The organism is Melioribacteraceae bacterium (assembly GCA_035362835.1).
Taxonomy (GTDB): Bacteria; Bacteroidota; Ignavibacteria; order Ignavibacteriales; family Melioribacteraceae; genus DSXH01.
In genome coordinates this window covers 851,530-873,614 of the sequence record DAOSDY010000002.1, presented here as the reverse complement: position 1 = coordinate 873,614, position 22,085 = coordinate 851,530, and the positions used below count along the sequence as shown (strand labels likewise).

Annotated in this window: 23 protein-coding genes; 21 read left to right on the top strand and 2 right to left on the bottom strand. The window is 39.8% G+C overall.

Features of this window, described 5'->3' with window-relative positions; all coding sequences use genetic code 11:
- Window positions 1–17: 17 nt before the first annotated feature.
- The 21 genes from PLZ15_11110 (at window position 18) to PLZ15_11010 (ending at window position 20,497) form a co-directional block, all read left to right on the top strand.
- Window positions 18–407, top strand: coding sequence for a hypothetical protein (locus PLZ15_11110; GenBank protein HOI30293.1), 390 nt, complete (start codon window positions 18–20; stop codon window positions 405–407).
- Between the two features lie 48 nt (window positions 408–455).
- Window positions 456–1,043: a Maf family protein gene (locus tag PLZ15_11105; protein ID HOI30292.1), complete on the top strand. Its 588-nt coding sequence runs from the start codon at window positions 456–458 to the stop codon at window positions 1,041–1,043.
- Window positions 997–1,974 (top strand): lysylphosphatidylglycerol synthase transmembrane domain-containing protein, encoded by a 978-nt coding sequence (locus tag PLZ15_11100; GenBank protein ID HOI30291.1) that lies wholly within the window; start codon window positions 997–999, stop codon window positions 1,972–1,974. Before PLZ15_11105 ends, PLZ15_11100 begins: the two co-directional genes overlap by 47 nt.
- Before the next feature lie 38 nt (window positions 1,975–2,012).
- Window positions 2,013–4,238 (top strand): NADP-dependent isocitrate dehydrogenase, encoded by a 2,226-nt coding sequence (locus PLZ15_11095; GenBank protein ID HOI30290.1) that lies wholly within the window; start codon window positions 2,013–2,015, stop codon window positions 4,236–4,238.
- Window positions 4,239–4,645: 407 nt separating this feature from the next.
- Window positions 4,646–5,062, top strand: coding sequence for a YtxH domain-containing protein (locus PLZ15_11090; protein HOI30289.1), 417 nt, complete (start codon window positions 4,646–4,648; stop codon window positions 5,060–5,062).
- A gap of 6 nt (window positions 5,063–5,068) precedes the next feature.
- Window positions 5,069–5,449: a hypothetical protein gene (locus PLZ15_11085; GenBank protein ID HOI30288.1), complete on the top strand. Its 381-nt coding sequence runs from the start codon at window positions 5,069–5,071 to the stop codon at window positions 5,447–5,449.
- Window positions 5,450–5,478: 29 nt separating this feature from the next.
- Window positions 5,479–7,575, top strand: coding sequence for an elongation factor G (gene fusA, locus PLZ15_11080; protein HOI30287.1), 2,097 nt, complete (start codon window positions 5,479–5,481; stop codon window positions 7,573–7,575).
- Window positions 7,576–7,649: 74 nt separating this feature from the next.
- Complete coding sequence (locus tag PLZ15_11075) at window positions 7,650–8,147, top strand: HIT domain-containing protein (GenBank protein ID HOI30286.1); 498 nt, start codon at window positions 7,650–7,652, stop codon at window positions 8,145–8,147.
- Between the two features lie 106 nt (window positions 8,148–8,253).
- Window positions 8,254–9,177 (top strand): FAD-dependent thymidylate synthase, encoded by a 924-nt coding sequence (gene thyX / locus PLZ15_11070; protein ID HOI30285.1) that lies wholly within the window; start codon window positions 8,254–8,256, stop codon window positions 9,175–9,177.
- A 111-nt stretch (window positions 9,178–9,288) separates the two neighbouring features.
- Window positions 9,289–9,594, top strand: a complete 306-nt coding sequence (locus PLZ15_11065) for a PEGA domain-containing protein (protein HOI30284.1) — start codon at window positions 9,289–9,291, stop codon at window positions 9,592–9,594.
- A gap of 17 nt (window positions 9,595–9,611) precedes the next feature.
- Window positions 9,612–10,094, top strand: a complete 483-nt coding sequence (locus PLZ15_11060) for a dihydrofolate reductase (protein ID HOI30283.1) — start codon at window positions 9,612–9,614, stop codon at window positions 10,092–10,094.
- A 4-nt stretch (window positions 10,095–10,098) separates the two neighbouring features.
- Complete coding sequence (mutL, locus tag PLZ15_11055) at window positions 10,099–11,940, top strand: DNA mismatch repair endonuclease MutL (GenBank protein ID HOI30282.1); 1,842 nt, start codon at window positions 10,099–10,101, stop codon at window positions 11,938–11,940.
- A 65-nt stretch (window positions 11,941–12,005) separates the two neighbouring features.
- Complete coding sequence (locus PLZ15_11050; protein HOI30281.1) at window positions 12,006–13,655, top strand: methylmalonyl-CoA mutase family protein; 1,650 nt, start codon at window positions 12,006–12,008, stop codon at window positions 13,653–13,655.
- Window positions 13,645–14,520 (top strand): decaprenyl-phosphate phosphoribosyltransferase, encoded by an 876-nt coding sequence (locus tag PLZ15_11045; protein ID HOI30280.1) that lies wholly within the window; start codon window positions 13,645–13,647, stop codon window positions 14,518–14,520. Before PLZ15_11050 ends, PLZ15_11045 begins: the two co-directional genes overlap by 11 nt.
- Window positions 14,521–14,543: 23 nt before the next feature.
- Window positions 14,544–15,773, top strand: coding sequence for a hemolysin family protein (locus PLZ15_11040; GenBank protein HOI30279.1), 1,230 nt, complete (start codon window positions 14,544–14,546; stop codon window positions 15,771–15,773).
- A 44-nt stretch (window positions 15,774–15,817) separates the two neighbouring features.
- Entirely contained in the window at window positions 15,818–16,168 is a 351-nt protein-coding gene (locus PLZ15_11035; protein ID HOI30278.1) for a rhodanese-like domain-containing protein, read from the top strand.
- Complete coding sequence (locus PLZ15_11030; GenBank protein ID HOI30277.1) at window positions 16,168–16,566, top strand: DCC1-like thiol-disulfide oxidoreductase family protein; 399 nt, start codon at window positions 16,168–16,170, stop codon at window positions 16,564–16,566. The genes PLZ15_11035 and PLZ15_11030 overlap by 1 nt, the downstream gene beginning before the upstream one ends.
- 75 nt (window positions 16,567–16,641) lie before the next feature.
- Window positions 16,642–17,787 (top strand): tRNA guanosine(34) transglycosylase Tgt, encoded by a 1,146-nt coding sequence (tgt, locus tag PLZ15_11025; GenBank protein HOI30276.1) that lies wholly within the window; start codon window positions 16,642–16,644, stop codon window positions 17,785–17,787.
- A gap of 10 nt (window positions 17,788–17,797) precedes the next feature.
- On the top strand, window positions 17,798–18,112 hold the full coding sequence (gene yajC / locus PLZ15_11020; protein ID HOI30275.1) for a preprotein translocase subunit YajC: 315 nt from the start codon (window positions 17,798–17,800) through the stop codon (window positions 18,110–18,112).
- 103 nt (window positions 18,113–18,215) lie between these two features.
- Window positions 18,216–19,106, top strand: a complete 891-nt coding sequence (gene speB / locus PLZ15_11015; GenBank protein HOI30274.1) for an agmatinase — start codon at window positions 18,216–18,218, stop codon at window positions 19,104–19,106.
- A 77-nt stretch (window positions 19,107–19,183) separates the two neighbouring features.
- Window positions 19,184–20,497, top strand: coding sequence for an NfeD family protein (locus tag PLZ15_11010; protein HOI30273.1), 1,314 nt, complete (start codon window positions 19,184–19,186; stop codon window positions 20,495–20,497).
- A 51-nt stretch (window positions 20,498–20,548) separates the two neighbouring features.
- On the opposite strand, the gene PLZ15_11005 is transcribed toward PLZ15_11010, so the two are convergent.
- Window positions 20,549–21,574 carry a DUF6263 family protein gene (locus PLZ15_11005; protein HOI30272.1) on the bottom strand — a complete coding sequence of 342 codons (1,026 nt, stop codon included), beginning with the start codon at window positions 21,572–21,574 and terminating at the stop codon, window positions 20,549–20,551.
- A 67-nt stretch (window positions 21,575–21,641) separates the two neighbouring features.
- On the bottom strand, window positions 21,642–22,076 hold the full coding sequence (gene ndk, locus PLZ15_11000; protein HOI30271.1) for a nucleoside-diphosphate kinase: 435 nt from the start codon (window positions 22,074–22,076) through the stop codon (window positions 21,642–21,644).
- Between the last annotated feature and the right edge of the window lie 9 nt (window positions 22,077–22,085).

The window sequence follows — 22,085 nt, the reverse complement described above, 5'->3', positions numbered from 1 at the left end:
TGACTTGAAAATTGAACATGAAATCCAAATTACTCATATTGTTCCTGGTTACACTAACGGTGCTCTATGCCGGAGTGCAGCTTGTTAGTTTTACTGCAAAAAGCCAGAATGGGAATGTAATTCTAAGCTGGCAAACCTCTTCTGAAACAAATCTTAAACATTTCGTTGTTGAAAGAAAATCGGTCGACGGTAATTTCTTCGATATCGCTATTGTTGATCCGAGAGGCGATAAGAACTATCAGTATATTGATCAGTCAGCTTTCAAAACTCTTGATGCAGTTTATTCTTACCGGCTCAGAATTGTTGAGAATGACGGTTCTGTTTCCTATTCCGGTATCCAATCCGTATATCATAATGTGTCGAGCGTTAAACGAACCTGGGGTAGTATTAAAGCTTTATTCAGATAATGCTTCCGCTATCCATTTCATTCCGCCGTTTTAATCCGAATTAATTATATGTTCAAATCTGATTCAACAATTTATCTTGCTTCTAAATCCCCACGCCGTAGAAAACTTCTGAAACAACTCGGTATTAAATTTAAATCCTTCACTGTCGATTTGAATGAAGAAATTCTTGACGGTGAACATCCGGTTCAAACTGTCAAACGTCTTGCCCTTCATAAATCAGAACTGGCTCTTAATAATGTAAGATCCGGAATTGTTATTACAGCCGATACAATTGTTGTACTCAATAAAAAGATTATCGGGAAGCCGGTTGACAGAACAGATGCTTTCCGTATACTGTCGAACCTGAGCGGCAGAACTCATACAGTCTATACGGGATTCGTTATTGCAGATAAAATCACAGGTAAACGAATAATCGGTTATGAAAAAACTTCGGTTACTTTCAAAAAATTGAGTTCAAAAGAAATCAGAGATTATATTAAAACGGGAAGCCCGATGGATAAAGCCGGGGCATACGGAATACAGGACGACTTCGGCGCAGTATTCGTTAAAAGAATTGACGGTTGCTACTATAACGTTGTCGGTTTGCCCCTTGCAAAACTTTACAAATCACTGGTGGAAATATTACAGATTGATTGAAAAACTCAAAAAAAATCTGGCAATCTCATTCCTTATTACCGCAATTGTATTCTTTGCCATAATACTCTACTCCGATTTTAATGCAGTAATCGATTCATTTATTAAATTCAACTGGCTCTTGTTGCCGGTTTTGCTGCTGTTATCTGCCGGGAATTATTTCGTCAGATTTATCAAATGGGAGTATTATTTACGTTTGCTGGGAATTAAAATCCCGCTCAATCTGTCATTAAAAATTTTTTTCTCCGGATTGTCAATGAGTGCTTCTCCTGGAAAAGCGGGCGAGATTCTTAAATCATTTTTATTAAAAGAAATTTTTAACGAACCAATCTCAAAAACAGCTTCGGTAATTTTTGCTGAACGTTTGACAGATTTTCTATCGCTTACCTTCCTAGCCATAATTGGGATCTACTTTTTCAACTATTCAGCCGTTTGGATCTATTTCGTATTGATCATTTTTATGACTTTAATAATAGTTATAAGCAGTAGTCGGATTGCTGGTTCTCTTATCGGCTTCGCAAAAAAGTATCCGTTTTTAAAATCACACACTTCAAAAATTATTAACCTGTACCAAAGTGCATATATATTGTTACAACCAAAACCTCTTATTGGAATGATCCTGGTAAGCATTTTCTCCTGGTCGTTTGAATGTTTTGCATTTTACCTTATTCTAATTAATTTTGATGTCAGTATTACAGTATTGTATGCTACGTTTGTTTACTCATTCTCAACAATTGCCGGTGCTATTTCAATGTTTCCCGGTGGAATCGGTGTAACTGAAGGATCTCTCAGTTTAATCCTGGTTAATAGCGGCATATTAAAAGAAACTGCTGTTGCGTCAACATTTATAATAAGAGCTTCGACTTTATGGTTCGCTGTTATATTAGGCCTAATTGTTTTATTCATTTACCAAAGAAAGTACAAAAAATCATAAATCAATAAATAGATTAAAAACAAAACCGGAATACTTAAATGACAACAAAAATAATCTGGACAAAAATTGATGAAGCCCCTGCGTTAGCAACCTACTGTTTTTTACCGGTATTGGAGTCATATGTGAAAGGAACGGGAATTGAAGTTGAACAAAAAGATATTTCGCTGGCAGGAAGAATCATTGCGAACTTCCCGGATAAATTAACTCCGGAACAGAAAATAACAGACTATTTAACTGAACTTGGTGAAACAGTTAAAAAACCTGATGCAATAATTATTAAACTTCCTAACATAAGCGCCTCTGTTCCTCAACTTCAGGAAGCAATTAAAGAGTTACAGGAAAAAGGTTATAATATTCCGGATTATCCTGAAGAACCAAGGACGGAAGAAGAAAAAACGATCAAAAACAGATACTCTAAAGTTTTAGGTTCGGCCGTTAACCCGGTTTTAAGAGAGGGGAATTCAGATAGAAGAGCTTCGGTATCAGTAAAAAAATTCGCTCAGAAATATCCTCATAAGATGATGAAACCGTGGCCCCAATCGGGTTCTAAAACACGTGTTGCACATATGACTCAGAAAGATTTTTACGGATCTGAAAAATCTACTACGCTTCTGAATGATGATGTCGTCAGAATCGAATTTGTTGATGAAAAGGGGAATGTCTCTCTCCTGAAAGAAAAATTGAAGCTGCTTACAGGTGAGGTGATTGATGCATCTGTTATGAATGTAAAGGAATTGAGAAAGTTTTATGCTGAACAAATTGAAGAGGCGAAGAAAGATAACGTCCTTCTTTCACTTCATCTTAAAGCTACAATGATGAAAGTATCCGACCCCATCATGTTCGGTCATGCTGTTTATGTTTACTTTAAAGATGCACTTGATAAACATGCTGATACCTTGAGAGAAGTCGGTGCAAACGTTAATAACGGATTGATGGATATTCTTGAAAAAATTAAAAAATTGCCGGATGAAAAAAGAATTGAAATTGAAAATGATATTAATAAAATTCTTGAAACTAATGCTCCTCTCGCAATGGTTGATACTCGAACCGGTAAAACCAACCTCCATGTTCCTAATGATGTTATTATTGATGCATCCATGCCCAACGTTGTAAGAGACGGGGGCAGGATGTGGAATCGTAAGGATGAGTTGCAGGATTGTATAGCAGCTATTCCGGACAGATGCTATGCGACTATGTATAAAGAAATAATTGAAGACGCAAAAGCAAAAGGGCAGTTCGATCCTGCTACAATGGGAGCTGTTTCTAATGTCGGATTAATGGCGCAGAAAGCTGAGGAATACGGATCACACGATAAAACTTTTGAAGTGAAAGCAAACGGAACCGTACGTGTGGTAAATTCTAAAAACGAAACTCTGCTTGAACAACAGGTTGATTCGGGTGATATTTTTAGAATGTGTCAAACCAAAGATGAAGCAATTAAAGATTGGATTAAACTGGCTGTTAACAGAGCAAGATCAACTGGTTTACCTGCATTATTCTGGCTTGATGAAAACAGAGGACACGATAAGGAGATAATAGCAAAGATTAATAAGTATTTACCTGAGCATGATCTAACTGGAATCGAAATTAAAATACTTAGACCTGTTGATGCAATGAAATATACACTCGAAAGAACAAGAAAAGGTTTGGATACAATCTCCGTTACCGGAAATGTCCTTCGTGATTATTTGACGGATCTCTTTCCTATTCTTGAACTGGGTACGAGTGCAAGAATGCTCTCAATAGTTCCGTTATTAAACGGAGGCGGATTATTTGAAACAGGTGCCGGCGGTTCTGCACCAAAGCATGTCCAGCAGTTACTAAAGGAAAATCATCTCCGTTGGGATTCGTTAGGTGAATACAGTGCATTGGTTCCCGCTTTTGAAATGATATTCGAAAAAACCGGAAACATAAAAGCCAAAATTCTGGCTGAAACTCTTGATAAAGCGATTGGAAACTATCTTGAAAATTCCAGACTGCCTTCGCGTAAAGTAAATGAAATTGATAACCGGGGAAGTTCATTCTATCTTACTTACTATTGGGCTCAGGCTTTAGCAGAACAGAATGATGACTCGGTAATTAAGAATCGCTTTATTAAAATTGCTGCGGAAATCGCTGCAAATGAAAACAAAATTGTAGACGAATTGTTAGCAGTCCAGGGAAAAATAGCTGATATTGGCGGCTACTATATGCCTCTTGACCAAAAAGCATTTTCGATTATGAGACCTAGTAAAATCTGGAATAAAATTATTGACGAAACGTAAGATTCGTTTTTAGACTCAATAATAGAATGTCATTACAAAGAGGTTTGGTGATCATATCAAACCTCTTTTCATTCTTAATATTTCATATCCCCAAATGACTTTTCCGGCCTGCCTGCCGTCTTCCGTCAAATGCTGATTTAGTTTGCGGTTCTTCTCTTTAATGATTCATGTCTTCGGAGTAAGAATACAACACGAATTAATACGAAATAAACAGATTCCCAAGATTTTACGCTTTGATCCATTCTGACTTCTTTCATCCGACTCCTAGTTCCTTGCCTCTTACATCTCACTTCACCTTATTAACACTTGTTCACATAATCGGTTCAAAACGACTTGACTATCCTTGATTTTAGCCCCTTTCATGCTTATTTTGGCAACGCAAAAAACATATCAAAATGGAGGTTAAGATGCGTGACGATAATGGAATTGGAAAAGGTTTATTAATAGGATTTCTTACTGGTGCTGCCGTTGGTTCGATTATTGCTCTTCTCTTTGCCCCTAAATCCGGCAAAGAATTAAGAGAGGATATTAAGAATAAGTCGCAGGACTTTATGGATGATGCCGAACAGTATCTGGCCAGCGCTAAAGACAAAGCTTCGCAGCTTATAAACGAAGGTAAAAAAAAATCGGAAAAATTAGTGGCTGATGCCAAGGAGAAAGTTGATGCTCTCCTGGGAGAAGCCGAAAAAATTCTTGTCGATGCTAAAGATAAAGCCGGTCATGCCGTTGATACCGGTAAAGTTAAAATAGAAAAAGAAGGCGAGCGACTCAAATCCGCGATTAAAGCGGGCATGGATGCTTACCGTTCTGAAAAAGATGCTTAAAAGATCATGACAGTAATTGATCTGCTCCTCATCATATTAATACTATCGGCTTCGGCTTTATGTATTTTTTTGATCTTTACACTGAAAAAATTATTAAAGGAAGTTGAAGCCGTACGTACCGACGTCCATAATTTTATCGAAGCTGCTAATCCCGTTCTTGAAAATCTTGCCGACGTTTCTCAAAGAGCAAACAGAATTGTAACAGAAGCGGAAAATTATTGGGGTGAGTTAGATCGTTCGATTAAAAAAATTAAAGAAAAAGTGTCGGATGTTAAATCTCTGAAAATTTTTCGCGATGCGGAGAGTCCAGCCAAAGATCTTATCACAAATTTGAAAGCAATTTCAAAAGGCTTCTCTGCTTTCTGGCAGGCTTTTAAGAGAAATTAATCTTTTGTCCAAAGTAAGGAGATATCATATTGAAAGAGTATAATCCGGAAGCTATAAGAAATATAGCGTTTGTTGGTCATGGTGGAAGTGGAAAAACTACGATTTCTGAATTGTTGCTTTTTACTGCCGGTGAAATCAATAGAATTGGTAAGATTGAAGAGGGAAATACCACTTCCGATTTTAATCAGAATGAAATTGATAGGCAGATCTCCATTGCCGCATCACCTCTTCATTTAGAATGGAATAATTCCAAGATTAATATCCTTGATACACCGGGCTTCCCCGATTTTATCGGCCAGGTGATTTCAAGCCTTCAGGTTGCCGACCTTGCCGTTTCCGTAATTAAAAGCGCGGAAGGAATTGAAGTCGGTACAGAATTAACATGGGAATATGTTAAGAAAAACAGACTCCCGGCTGCTGTTGTTGTAAACAAAGTTGATAACGAACATTCAAAATTCTTCGATACCGTTCAAATGGCGAAAAACCGCCTCGGTTCAGATGTAACCGTTGTTTCTTTCCCGGCTAAAGAAGGATTGAATTTCAATTCTGTGGTCGACCTTGTAAAAATGAAACTTGTTAATTACGATGAATCCGGTTCCAAGAAAATAACCGAAGCTGATATACCCGGTGATGTCAAAGCTCAAGCCGATAAATTGAGAGAAGAACTGATTGAAAAAGTTGCCGAGTCCTCCGAAGAACTGATGAATAAATTTTTTGAAGAAGGAACACTTACTGAGGATGAGCTTAACCTGGGTTTGAAAACAGCAATTGTTAAAGGAAGTCTTATCCCGGCATTTGCCTTCTCTGCTTCTAGAGGTGTTGGTGCCAATACACTTCTCGATTTTGCTTCTAAATATTTCCCGGCTCCCACTGAAAGAGAACCGATCGAAGCGGCTATGAAAGACGGCGGCAATAAGGTCCAGATTAAATGTAATCCTAACGGCGAACCCGCTCTCTTTATATTTAAATCTCTTTCCGAACAGCATGTCGGCGAACTTTCAATTTTCAAAGTCTATTCCGGTACAATGACACCCGGTATGGACCTTATCAATACCCATAAGGATAAAGTTGAAAGGATGGGACAGATCTTCGTTCTTAACGGAAGAAACAGGAAGGAAGTATCTAAACTTCAGGCCGGCGACATTGGTGCGGTTGTAAAACTTAAAGACAGCCATACCGGAGACACTCTCTGTTCTAAAAACTTTACGATTGTACTTCCTGAAATTCAATACCCCGAACCGGTTATCCGTTTCGCTGTAAAACCGAAAGCGAAAGGGGATGAAGATAAAATATCCGCTGCTTTGCACACTGCACACGAAGAGGAACCCTCACTTATCTCGAGATTCGATCCGGAAATATCACAGACTATCGTTTCCGGCCAGGGCGAACTCCAGCTGAATCTCGCGATTAAATTGTTGAAGGACCGCTATGGGGTTGAAGTTGATCTTGTTGAACCGAGAATTCCATACAGAGAAACAATACGCGGAAGATGCGACGATTCCGAATATAAACACAAAAAACAATCCGGCGGCCGCGGTCAGTACGGACACGTTCATTTGAAATTGGAACCAGTACCAAGAGGATCCGGATACGAATTCGTTGATGCTATCGTAGGCGGCGTTGTACCGGGAAGGTTCGTACCTGCCGTAGAAAAAGGTCTGAAAGAGATTATGACTAAAGGTATCTTAACCGGAAGCAGGGTAGTAGATGTTAAAGTAACTCTATTCGACGGAACATATCACTCCGTCGATTCCGATGAAGTCTCCTTCAAGATCGCCGCCTCCCAGGCATTTAAAAAAGGATTCATGGAAGCAAAACCTATTATCCTAGAACCGATTTACGATATAACCGTGAAAATACCCGAAGAATATATGGGCGATGTAATGGGCGATATTTCCAGCCGCAGAGGAAAAATCCAGGGAATGGATTCTGAAAGCCCGTTCCAGATAATTAAAGCTAAAGTTCCTTTGGCTGAACTTCATAAATACTCTACCCAGCTCAGAAGCTTAACGCAGGGACGGGGAATGTTCGCAATGTCCTTCTCTCATTACGAGGAAGTGCCAAAGGAAATTGAAGGCAAGATTATCGAAGAATATCAGAAGTCGAAACAGGAAGAAGAAGAATAATTTAATTTGTACTTTTTTAGGAGTTTGTTCCGGAATAATATCGGGATAAACTCCTTTTTTTATTTGAGGATAATATGGAAAAATTATGGTCACCCTGGCGTTCGAATTACATCGATTCGTTTAAAGAGGAAAAATCGGGTGAGTGTATTTTCTGCCTCGCCGATAAACAGGACTTATCACTCGACTCCTGTCTTAAAGTACTCGATCTTAAATACTCTTATGTTATTCTAAATCTTTATCCCTACAACAGCGGACATCTAATGATTGTACCGCGCAGGCATTTATCGGAGTTTGATCAGCTGACCGGAAATGAACTCTCTGAAATGATGACCGCAGTAAAACTTTCCATGAAAGCCCTCAACCACGTAATGAAACCGCAGGGATTCAATATCGGCGCAAACCTGGGTAAAGCTGCAGGGGCAGGAATTGACGACCATCTTCACTTTCATATCGTTCCCCGGTGGAACGGCGATATAAACTTTATGCCCGCTTTAGGCGAGGTTAAAATTATCTCTCAGGACCTTCTTCAGACTAAAAAAAATCTGGTTGAGGCATTCAAAAATCTGATCTGAAGTTCTACTTCAATTAAAAAATCCTGAAGCATAAATTTAATAATTGAATTATATTGCGCTCGCACTATTCATTATCTATTCGAAATATAAATCTGAAGGGAAATCGATGGAAGAAAAATTCGAACTTCTTGAAAAAATAAAAGTACCTGCTCTTGATGAGATCCTCGGCAGGAAATTTCCTGTACTCGACGACGGTTTTATCAGGGTTGTCGATTATATGGGAAGCGACGAATCGATTGTTCAGGCAGCCAGAGTTTCATACGGCAAAGGGACCAAGAAAGTTTCCGAAGACCGCGGACTCATTCGTTACCTGATGAGACATCATCATACAACACCTTTCGAAATGTGCGAGATTAAACTTCACCTCCGTGTTCCTATGGATACATGGCGCCAGTGGATTAGACATAGAACTGCGAATGTTAATGAATACTCCACCCGTTATTCAATTGCTATCGATGCTTCTCAGAAAACCCCCGAATCCCAGTGGCGTATGCAGGCTAAAGATAACAAACAGGGAAGCGAAGGATTTTTCCCGGGAGAAATCGGTTCTAAACTTTCCGAAAGGGAGAACGAGCTTCAGAATTTTGCGCGCGAAATCTACCAGGAAAGACTTTCTCTCGGCGTTGCACGCGAACAGGCTAGAAAAGACCTTCCGCTCTCAACGTATACAGAGGCATACTGGAAAATCGATCTTCAGAATCTGCTCCATTTCCTTGCACTCCGGATGGAATCGCACGCTCAGTTTGAAATCCGTTCTTTTGCAAACGTAATAGGCAATGAGATCGTTAACAGATGGTGCCCGGTTGCGTGGGAAGCATTTAAGGATTATAGAATGAACGCTCTTAGTTTCTCGAAACAGGAGATTGAAGTTCTCGGTAGAATTTATGCCGGTGATAATGAAAATGCGGTGAAACTTGCCGATCAGTTCGGCTGGCTGAAAATAATTGATAACAGATTTTCTAAGAATATTGAAAGAATGGAGTTCGAGGAGAAACTCGACCGGCTCGGAATTAAAAAACCGTGGGAATAATGTAATTTGCTTTAAATTGTCTGAATTTATTGTGACTGAATTATTGTATTGATTTTTCCCCTTTGATAGAAAATATTAGACCTGTATTTCAAAAAGACTCCGGGGGGAGAAATGAGAATTGTGAAACCGCTTGTTTTTGTTTTGTCCCTTATATGCCTTACGGGTTGCAGAGAGGACATCGTCGAATTCTCCGAAAATCTGAATACCGGTAAACTCTATATCAATTCCATTCCGCGCGGGGCGGAAATATTTCTTGATAATAACCGTGTTGGTAAAACTACTCCCGATAGTCTTCTATTCATGCAGCCGGGACATTATTCTGTAAAACTCCGGCTGACCGGCTATGCGGAAATAAATCAAAATGTTACTATTGTTGCGGGTCAGAAAAGATTTCTTAATGTTGTCTTTCGAAATTAGAGATTGAAAAGGAATTGTTGGAAATAATAATTATCGCTGCCGTCTCGAAGAATAATGTGATCGGTCATTCCGGAAAAATCCCCTGGCATATTAAAGAAGAATTAATTCATTTCAAAAATTCTACCGCCGGTTTCCCAATTGTGATGGGTAGAAAAACTTTCGAATCCCTCAAAAAACCTCTTGAAAACCGGCTTAACATTGTCCTGAGCCGAAATCCCGGCTTTTCATTTTCTCACCCAAACGTTGTAATTTGCAACTCGGTTTCAGAGGCTCTGGATTTTTGCATCAGGAAAAATGAGAACAAAGTTTTCGTAATCGGCGGGGAGGAAATTTTCCATCAAACGATTAATCTGGCTTGTAAGATGATTATTTCCGAGGTGGATATTACAGCCGAAGGAGACCGGTTTTTCCCGGAAATTATTATGTCCGGTTGGGAAATTGAATCTGTTGAAGAACGGAATGGATTCAGAATTAAAAATTATAAAAGAATAGTTGAATAAAATTTTGAACAGAAAAATCAAAATACTTCCTGAAAATCTGGCCAATAAAATTGCCGCCGGCGAGGTTGTTAATAGACCTGAGTCGGTTGTAAAAGAATTGATGGAGAACTCAATTGATGCCGGTTCTTCTGCAATCGAAGTGATCGTAAAAAACGCCGGTAAAAACCTGATACAGGTTGTTGACGACGGCCCCGGTATGAACGAAGAGGATGCAATCCTCTGCATTGAACGGCACGCTACAAGCAAGATCAGTTCGGTTGAGGACCTTCAGGCTATTAAAACACTCGGATTCCGCGGTGAGGCGCTTGCTTCAATTGCCGCTGTCTCCATATTCGAACTTAAATCAAGAACTCATTCAGATGAACTTGGTGTCTCTATCAGGGTTAGTGAGGAATCGGGAATTGTTAAAGAAAAAGATTCTATGCCGGTAGGCACCTCTGTAACCGTTAAAAATCTATTTTATAATGTTCCTGCCAGAAGAAATTTTCTTAAAAGTAATTCTACAGAATTGAAACATATTGTCGAGATTTTTAAGAGGATTGCACTAAGTCATCCTGATATTTCATTCCGACTTTTTAACGATGATGATATTATATTCGACCTTCCCGCCGGAGATTATAAAGAAAGACTGAAATCAGTATTCGGTGAAAATATTGTCGACTTAATACTTGAAGTAAATGAAATTACAGATTACTTAAGTCTCACCGGATTTATCACTAAACCGGCTTACCTGAGAAGAAGTAAAGGAGAACAGTATCTTTTCTTAAACAACCGTTATGTCCAGAGCAGGATAATTAATCATTCCGTCTTTTCAGCCTATGAGAACCTGATGGAGAAAGGTGATTATCCATTCTTTATTCTATTCCTTTCAATCGATCATAAAAAAGTTGATGTGAATGTTCATCCTTCAAAACTTGAGATTAAATTTGAGGATGAAAAACAAGTCTATTCGTTTGTTAATGCCGTTATTAAGAAAACTATTGGAAGCTACGACCTTGTACCGACTGTTTCATTCGATAGTACTACAGATGTGAATGGATCACTCAGTTTCTCTTCTCCGGAGAGCAGAATAAGAAGTGATTTTTCCGACCGTCCTGTAACAGAAAAACCCTCCCGCGACCGTTCGATTTTTTCCGAAAGTGAAATAGACCAGCTCTTCGAAAACCTGAACCGGGAAATAAAAACTGCAGCTCCGTCGGGTTCGGTGGAACATCCTTTCGGTAATAATTCTCAGAAAGAGATCTATCATCAATCCGATACCCTGGTCTCCGATGATTCTCCGTTTATTGTACTTCTTCATAATAAATATATCCTCTCGCAGATTAAAAGCGGACTGATGATAATCGATTTCCATGTAGCTCACGAGCGGATCCTATACGAAAAGGCGCTTCAATCTTTCGAAGCCAATATCCCTTTTTCACAACATCTGTTATTTCCTCAGAGCATCAAAGTCGATCCGGCCGATTATCAATTGACGAAAGAACTTGAACCTTATTTAACGAATCTCGGTTTTTCAGTTAAGTTTAAGTCCAAAAATATTATCGAAATTATCGGTATTCCTTCTGATATAAAGACTGAACATGAATCTGATACGATGTTAGAGATCCTGCATGAATACAGAAAAAATCAGCAGGAAAAACAGCTCGAGGTGCGCGATAACCTTGCCAAATCTTTCTCTTGCAAAGCTGCTGTAAAGGCTGGCGACCGGATCAGTGAAAAGGAGATGCGTATCCTGGTCGATAAGCTCTTTGCCACCTCTATGCCGTATGTTTGTCCGCACGGAAGGCCGATTGTAATAAAAATTCCGATCCAGGAATTTGATAAAAGATTTGGACGAACTTCCTGAGTTTTGTATCTTATTTCAAAATCACTTAACGGATTTATCTAAATTTTCATCTGCAAAGGGAAAATATGGAAGAATATAAAAAAGCAGCTCAAAAATTCGAAGATAAATTAAAATCTGCCAAAGAGAATAACTGGAAGTATACTACTGTTTCGGGTCAGCAGATAAAACCTCTTTACTCTCCCGATGATATTTCCCAAATCGATTTTCTGAATGAGATCAACTTTCCGGGGGAATATCCCTACACACGGGGAATCCACACTAACGGGTACCGCGGTAAGATCTGGACAATGCGCCAGTTTGCAGGTTTCGGAACACCGGAGGATACAAACCGGAGATTTAAATATCTTCTGGAACACGGCCAGACCGGTCTATCGGTTGCATTCGACCTTCCTACGCTTATGGGATGGGATGCCGACGCTCTGATGAGTGAAGGGGAAGTTGGAATCTGCGGGGTAGCTATCTCTTCGCTTGAGGATATGGAGATTCTTTTCGACGGTATTCCCCTCGAACAGGTATCAACTTCGATGACTATTAATTCTCCTGCTGCAATGATTTTTGCGTTCTATCTTGCCGTTGCAAAAAAACAGGGAGTTTCATTCGATAAATTAAGAGGGACACTTCAGAACGACATACTTAAAGAATATATCGCTCAGAAAGAATATATCTTCCCTCCGAGACCATCAATGAGAATTATTACCGATATGATTGAGTACTGCACCAATGAAGTACCGCAGTGGAATCCGGTATCAATCAGCGGATATCATATAAGGGAAGCCGGTTCAACAGCGGTCCAGGAACTTGCCTATACGCTTGCCGACGGATTTGCTTACATTGAGGCATGCCTCGAACGGGGAATGGATATCGACGAGTTCGCACCCCGGCTCTCGTTCTTTTTCAACTCCCATCTTGATTTCTTCGAGGAGATAGCAAAGTACAGGGCAGCGCGTAAAATTTATGCTAAGCGAATGAAAGAAAAATACGGTGCGAAGAATCCAAGGTCGTGGTGGCTAAGATTTCATACACAGACTGCCGGATGCACACTTACAGCCCAGCAGCCCGAAAATAATATTGTAAGAACCGCATTCCAGGCACTTGCAGCAGTCCTTGGCGGAACTCAATCCTTGCATACTAATTCGATGGATGAAACTCTCGCTCTTCCAAGCGAAAAAGCTGTAAAGATTGCTCTCCGGACTCAGCAGCTTTTAGCATATGAAACAGGGGTTATCAATACCGTCGATCCTCTGGGCGGAAGTTATTTTATTGAATCCCTTACTGAAAAGATGGAAGAAGAAGCAAATAAAATCTTTGATGAGATCGATTATTTAGGCGGCGTTATCCCTGCGATTGAATCAGGGTACTTCCAGAAAGAAATTGCTGATTCTGCCTACCGCTACCAGAAAGAACTTGAGAGGAAAGAAAAAATAATTGTCGGCGTAAATGATTTTGTTGAAGGGGATTCGAAAATTGATATACCGATTCTTCAGATCTCTCCCGGTGTGGAAAAGAAACAGAAGGAAAGGCTTGCTTCTCTTAAGGCAAGACGCGATAATAAAAAAGTTGAAGAGAGTATCAGGAAAATTGCTGCGGCGGCTACGTCGGATCAGAACCTGATGCCTTTATTAGTTGAAGCGGCAGAAAATTATGTTACTTTAGGTGAAATGGTTGAAGTACTAAAAATACATTTCGGGACATATGAGGAAGCGGTTGTTTTCTAAAATTTCACCTTACATAAGAATTTTAAGATTATCGGACTGGCTGAAAAATATTTTTGTCTTTGTACCGCTTGTATTCTCCAAACACCTGTTCCATACCGATTACATTTTAACGGTTGCCTCCGGTTTTATTGCATTCTCCATTGCTTCAGGAATGGTTTATGTATTCAACGATATAATCGATGCTGATAGCGACAGGCTTCATCCATTAAAAAAAAACCGTCCTGTTGCCTCAGGGGAATTGAACAAATCCCGTGCGGCTTTTCTTCTATTTGTACTTTTTATAATTGTATTACTCTTTACGATTCTTCTGAATAATAAATTTATTCTGATAATCTGGACTTATGTTCTGATCAATCTTCTTTACACACTTTACCTTAAAAAAATTGTTATTGCCGATATATTCTCAATTGCCTCCGGATTTCTCTTAAGGGTGGTAAGCGGCGCTGTTATAATTGATGTCGATTTATCCAACTGGCTTATACTTACAACTATATTCTTGTCGCTCTTTCTTGCCGTTATGAAACGCCGGGTAGAATTCGCAAGCATTCCCGACCCATCGATTCAGCGGGTGGTTCTCAAAGACTATTCACTTCCGTTTATAGATATGATCGCTGCCGTTACTTCAACCTGTGTTGTTATCAGTTATGCTTTCTACTCCGTAGCCGAAAGGACTATTAAAGCATTCGGATCGGAGGAGTTTGTCTTTACAACTCTTTTTGTAATATTCGGAATTTTCAGGTATATGTTCATTGCAATAAAGAAAAATAAAGGTGAGAATGTAATCGAGGCGATCTTGAACGATCTGCCGATGACTATCAACCTAATCCTTTATATTTTTGTATCACTCTATATTATTTATTCATAATTTAAAGCCGGACCAAGGAAAAAATGTTTTTCGATTACTTATTCCTGATTATACTTGTTTTATTAAGCGCGTTTTTCTCATCAACGGAAATAGCATATATAGTCTCCAACAAAATTAAGATTGAGATCCGTTCAAGAAAAAATAATCTCTATGCGAGGAATGCACACTACTTTATTAAAAATCCGGATCTTTTCTTCTCTACACTCCTTATCTCAAATAATATCGTAAATGTTGCATTTGCTTCTCTAACTTCTGTGTTTCTCTTATCTGCTTTCGGGCTTGAAGAATTTGAGATACTGATTATCACAACACTTATTATTCTTTTCTTCGGTGAACTCCTGCCTAAATTTATCGGTCGTGAGCTTGCCGATAGCCTTATACTTCTTTCGGCAATCCCGCTCAGGTTCGTTTTATTTATCCTTTATCCGCTGGTCAAAATAACCTCTAAAATCTCATCGGTACTGAGCAGAATGAATAAAAGGGAGGAAGAGGAGATACTACAGATTTTTGACAAAGAGGAGATTCAAAACCTGATTGAAGAGAGCAGCGAAGCTGGCAGAATGAATGAGGACCAGTCGGATATTATCTCCCGCGTCATCGAGATTAAAGAACAGAGAGTATATGAAGCTATTACTCCCCGGACCGATATCGCCGGAGTAGATATTTCCAGCTCACTCGAAGAGGTGATGGATAAGTTTATCGAAACAGGGTACTCCAAACTGTTAATCTATGAGGATAACCTCGATAATATTAAGGGAATGGTCCTCTTAAAGGACTTTTTTAAGAAACCTGAAAGTATCTCTTCGATGATTAGAGAAGTTGTCTTTGTTCCCGATACTAAAAAGAGCCTCGAAATGCTTAATGAATTCCTGGAGAAACAGTTTACATTAGCTGTCGTTGTTGATGAGTTCGGAGGTACTGCTGGAATTCTAACGATCGAGGATCTGATTGAAGAACTCTTCGGCGAAATAAGCGATGAGTACGATGAAGAAGAGAAGGTTGCAAAAATGACTGACCAGTCTACCTACATTCTAAGTGGAAAGGTCGAGATCGATTATTTAAACGAGGAATACGGTTTCTCAATTGATGAGGAAGGGGATTTTGAAACGATCGCCGGATTTGTTACATCCCGCTTAGGACGAATCCCTTACAAGGGGGAAACGTTTAAGATAGATAACTACTCGATACTGATCCTGAAATCGGATAAGAAAAAGATCGACCTGCTAAAACTCTCGGTTCTGCCGGAGGAATAAACTTTTTTAACTCACCTTTCGTTTAACTATAAAAAAAGGAAATTATGGGCTCACTGCTTTCGATGCTCTTTGGCAGTAAAAATAATGTTGCTAACCTTGATTCGGAATCGTTTGAAAAAATGGCCGCTGAAACTGAGGATTCGGTTCTCCTGGATGTTAGAACCCAGGAGGAATTTGACCAGGTTAGAATTCCGGACTCAATTCTAATCGATATCTATAAACCCGATTTTATTAACCGGGTCGATAAGCTCGATCGGGATAAAACTTATTTTATCTATTGCCGTTCCGGTAACCGGAGCTACCATGCGGCGGTTCATATGCAGAAGATGGGATTCGAAAAAGTTTTTAACCTTGAGTACGGTATAAGCGATTATACCGGAAAGGTTGAACCGTAATGGATCACCCGGTTATCTTTATAGACGGGCAGTGTAATCTCTGCAATGGTCTGGTTAGATTACTGATTAGTATCGATAAAGAAAAAATTTTAAGGTATTCTCATCTTCAGTCTGCTTATGCCTCGCGAATCGATAAAATCAAACCATATCTGACAACACCGTTTAATTCGGTGATATTATTTGAAAGGAAAGAAGTTTATCTAAAATCGGAGGCAATTGGAAGGATCTTCAGTAAACTGAAATACCCGTGGAAAGCCTTAAGTATTGTTAGATTTCTGCCTGAAAAAATAAACGATTTTTTCTATGATATAATTGCCCGAAATCGGTATAAAATATTCGGATCCAGAGCTCAATGCCCTGTTCCTGATCAAAATCAGAAGGATCTGTTCCTGCTGTAATTAACTTTGACGGCTTTTTATGGAAGAAAAGCTAAAATAACCTTATCTTTTGCACCAAATTTTGAAGTTGTTGATTTGTTAAAATTCTCCCTGAAAAAAAAAGACACTAATTCTAAGGCAAGGACCGGCTCTATTACTACTGCTCATGGCGTAATTGAGACCCCGATCTTTATGCCGGTTGGAACACAGGGGACTGTTAAAGCCGTTACTCAGAGAGTACTAGAGTCGGATGTTAATGCTGAGATCGTTCTTTCAAATACTTATCATCTCTACTTGCGCCCCGGTACAAAAATTCTGGAGGATGCGGGCGGGCTCCACAAATTTATGAACTGGAAAAGGCCGGTCTTAACCGATAGCGGCGGATTCCAGATTTTCAGTCTGGCTGATTTGAGAAAATTAAAACAGGACGGTGTGGAATTCAGTTCCCACCTCGACGGCTCCAAACATTTTTTTACGCCTGAAAAAGTGATCGCAATTCAGAGAAGTATCGGTTCCGATATTATAATGCCGCTCGATGAATGCACTCCTTTCCCGTGCGAATATGATTATGCGAAAAAATCGAAAGACTTGACTACAAAATGGGCTCTTAAAAACAAGGAAGCCTTCGAAAACTCCAATCCTCTCTACGGATTTGATCAGTCCCTCTTCGGAATTATTCAGGGGAGTGTTTATAAAGATTTAAGGGAAAGCTCCGCTAATGATCTTCTTAAGATCGGTTTCGACGGTTATGCTATCGGCGGACTCGCAGTGGGCGAGCCGATGGACTTAATGTATGATCTGGTCGACTTCACTACCGGTTTAATGCCGGAGGATAAACCGAGGTACCTGATGGGTGTAGGACGACCTGAGAATATTCTGGAGGCGATTGCCAGAGGCATCGATATGTTCGATTGCGTTATGCCTACGCGCAACGCACGCAATGCGTATCTGTTTACCTCGAGGGGAATTGTCTCGATGCGTAATGCCGCATATAAAGATGATTACACTCCGCTTGACGGGGCATGCGACTGTTATACCTGCAGTAATTTTTCTAAAGCGTACCTTAGGCATCTTTTCAACGCAAGGGAAATTCTGGCATTGGAACTGGCTACAATTCACAATCTTACTTTTTACCTTAATCTGGTTCGTGAGGCTAGGAAGAGAATAAATGACGGATCGTTCGTCGAATGGAAAAACAATTATTCAAAAATAATTTCTGTAAATGTACAATCAATTAATTAAGGAGGAATAAGTGGAAATATTACTGGCAATGGCTCCGCCGCCTGATGGATCGGGCGGAGGCGGAGGAAGTTTAATTAGCACCCTGATTATGTTCGGCGCTATCTTCGCGATTTTTTATTTTATGATCATCAGACCCCAGCAGAAGAGAGCTAAAGAAAGAGATAAACTCTTATCTTCTGTTCAAAAAGGGGATAAAGTGATTTTAAGCAGCGGACTCTACGGAACAATTGCAGGCCTCGAGGAAAAAACCTGCCTTATCGATGTCGGCAATAACGTTAAAATGAAATTCGACCGCTCGGCTATCGCTTCTGTAGTTAAAGAATAGTTTTGGATTGTGACTTTGTGCCTTTGTAGAATTATTATTCTCAAAGGCACTTTTAGTCACTTTATTTATGGTATTAACAAAATTGTTAAAGGACTCTCAAACAATGAAAGAACTCGGCATTAAACAGAATTTTCTGGCTATCGATAAAAAATATTCTAATTATAAAAATTCGGAAATTATTATCGTTTCAGCCCCTCTCGAAAAAACCGTCAGTTACGGAAAAGGAACCGGAGCCGGTCCTAAAGAAATTCTGAATGCTTCCCACTATGTCGAATTCTATGACGAAGAGATGAACCGTGAGTTATGTTTTGAAAAGGGAATCTGCACTCTTGAACCTCTTAATTTCGGAAAGCTCTCTATCCAGAAAGCTATCGATAAGATCTACCGGGAAGTTTCTTTTCATATTGAATCCGGTAAGTTTGTAGTTACCTTAGGCGGCGAACACTCACTTTCTGTCGCCCCGATTAAGGCTCATCATGAAAAATATGAAAACCTCTCTATCCTCCAGATCGATGCCCACTCGGATCTGCGTCAAAGCTATGAGGGCTCTATCCACTCGCATGCGTCCGTAATGGCAAGAGTAGCTGAATTCAATAAAAAGATTGTTCAGGTCGGAATCCGCGCTCAATGTAAGGATGAGGCCATCTTCAGAAAAGAAAATAATATTCGAACCTTCTATTCCCGCGAGATTAAACTCGGAATGTACGGCGATAACTGGCAGGAATTGGTCGCGAAGTCTCTGACCGATAACGTTTATATCACATTCGATGTAGACGGTTTCGATCCTTCGTTTTTAACAGCTACAGGAACTCCTGAACCGGGAGGACTATTCTGGGATGAGACTATGAATCTTCTTAAAATCGTCGGTCAGGATAAAAATATTGTCGGATTCGATGTGGTTGAACTTGCGCCTTCAAAATCTCATTCGTCATCTAATTTTGTAGCAGCCAAACTAGTCTACAAAATGCTTAATTATGCTTTTCATAATAAATAATTAAGTCTTGAATAATTGCTTCATTTTAAGTAATTAACTGTTGAGATTTTATCTACTTTACCTTTAGGAGAAAGAAATTGAAACGGTTGATCCTTCTGTTTGTCCTTGTCTTATCTTTTGCTTCAAGTGCTCAGGAAAAAGTCTATTATGCAAATATCGAAGGGGATATCGATCTTGGACTCGCCCCTTATATCAGAAGAGTGGTTGAAGAAGCTGAAACGAATTTTGCCGCAGCAATAATTTTCAGGATAAATACATTTGGCGGTAGGGTAGACGCTGCGACCCAGATTAAAGATGCAATCCTCAACAGCAAAATCCGTACGATCGCATTCATCGATAAAAGGGCAATCTCAGCCGGCGCTCTGATAGCTCTTTCATGTGAAAAAATCGTTATGGTACCCGGGGCTTCTATGGGTGCCTCCTCGGTTGTCGATCAGACTGGCCAGAAACAATCCGAGAAATATCAATCCTATATGCGCTCGGAAATGCGCGCTACTGCCGAGAAAAATGGTCGGCGTACCGATATCGCCCAGGGAATGGTTGACGAAACTATCGTTATACCTGATATCAAAGACGACAGCACTAAACTTGTAACGCTTACTTCGGAAGAAGCGCTTCAATACCGTATGGCCGATACCGTGCTAACTAGTATCGATCAGGTTAAAGAAAATTTCGGACTTAAAAATGCCGAGCTTGTAACGCTCGACTCAAACTGGGCTGAAGATTTTGTAAGGTTTGTTAATAATCCGATTATCTCCTCTCTGCTTATTATGCTTGGACTTATCGGACTTTATACGGAGATAAAAACACCGGGGTGGGGTTTGGCAGGAACTGTCGGAGTTGTCTGCCTAGCTATCTTCTTCGGTGCAGGATATATTCTGGAACTTGCATCGATAATAGAAATTCTGCTTTTTGTTGTAGGAGTGATTTTTATAATTGTAGAGATTTTTGTCGTCCCCGGATTCGGAATATTCGGAATCCTGGGCATCATTTTTATGGTAGGAGGACTTTTCCTTGGACTCCTGTCGGATTTTAAGATGATCGACTGGACTTTAATTTCTCTTGCCATAATTCAGCTTGGACTTACTTTCCTTTTTACTTTTGTTGTAATATTTTTCCTTCTGAAATTTTTACCAAAGACAGATATGTGGAATAAACTTATATTAAATGAACAGGTTGCCTCCAAATCCGGCTATGCGGCTAAACCGCAGTTTGAACATTTTATCGGAATGGAAGGAGAAGCCCTCACAGACTTAAGGCCTTCGGGCACTGCTATTATTGAGGGGAACAGGATAGACGTGGTTACCGAAGGTGATTATATTAAAAATAAGAGCCGGATTGTTGTTAAAAGTGTTGAAGGTTCTAAAGTAGTTGTCGATATAAAGAAATAAAAAAAAGCACGCCTTAAATAGGCGTGCTTCTTCTTAAATACTTTATTCCAATCAGAGCATCTCAACAATATTTTTATTTGTCGATTTTTCACTCCTGACTGAAGTCTGCATTTTCTGTGTTGAATCCTTTGCCTTTACTTCAACTTCCATTTCGATGGAGGTAAGTGTCTCTGCCTTTTTCAAGAAGCCTTTTTCGATGTTGAATATGATCATTCCGTTTCCTGCAATAACCGGATCTTTGAACGAATAATTTACTCCTTCCTCAACACCTTTTTTCTCTCCGGTCCATGTTGCACTAAGATCGGCGCTTATCTTAGCACCCTTGTCTCCGTCTAAGCTTATAAAGTCATCTACCGTAAAAGTAGCTTTATTCTCAACTGCAAATACGCTCATCTGTGCAGGATAAGTTTTAATCCAGGATGAATCTTTCGCAACCGGTTTTTCCGGCAGCTCTCTGAATAGTAACTGTGTCATTGGACGCAATGCCGATTCGCTTAAGTTCTTAGAGATTTGCGACTTCTGCTCTAAAGTAAGCTGCTGGGCCTGCGGCTGAAGCTGAACCATTTTATCAATCATCTTATCAAGCCTTGTAACCTCAAAGACTTCACCGCGGCTGCTTACGCGTGCGCGGTATGGTGAGTTGGAGATAGTTGCGTATTCGATGAATTTAAGCTTCTCTTCGTTTGTGTTCTCCGCTTTGGAATCGAATTTTACTTCCTGGCCGTTCAGGTTCGCATCGAGAACCACTGAGGATATATTAACCGAAAAATCTGCAGTCTTATCATCATCAACTTCAAGAACTTCCAGGTCAAAAAGGTAAGTGATAGTCTGATAAAGTTTTGTGTTGATGATAGTATCGGCCTTAATCGACTCATCGGATGTTGTAATTGTTGTAAGCTTGTATTTAAGCTTGTCGCCTTTAGAAAAATTATATCGGAGCTGGACGTTGGCTTCTTCTAACTGAATCGATTCATAGGACTCTGCCTGTGTAGTGCCCGACTCTTTCTTCTCTTCGGATTTACCGCAGCCGATAAGAATGATTAATGCTGTTAACAATAATAAAAATTTCTTTGTCATGATTTTCCTGTTTTGATTATTAAGTTTATCTCCCCCTGGTTTAAAAAGCCAAAGGGGAGAATTAATTTTACTGCCAGCCGTTTATTTCGAGGAGTTCTTTACGTGAGAAGAAGTGAGAGATCTCTTTGGCGGCATTCTCAGGCGAATCCGAACCGTGAACAATATTTTCCTGAATGTTCGACGCATAAAGCTTTCTGATTGTACCTTCATCTGCCTTTGCCGGATCGGTAGCACCGATTAATTTCCGGAATTCTTCTACCGCGTTTTCCTTCTCGAGAACTATCGGTACGCATGGGCCGCTTGTCATATACTCGATAAGATCATTAAAGAATGGCCTCTCTTTATGTACTTCATAGAATCCTTTGGCGGAATCCTTCTGAAGTCGGACCATCTTAAGCCCAAGGATCTTGAATCCTGCTTCCTGAATATGTGTAATTACTTTTCCAACTAATTCTTTTCTTGTGCAATCCGGTTTTAGAATCGCTAATGTTCTGTTGCTCAATTTAATCTC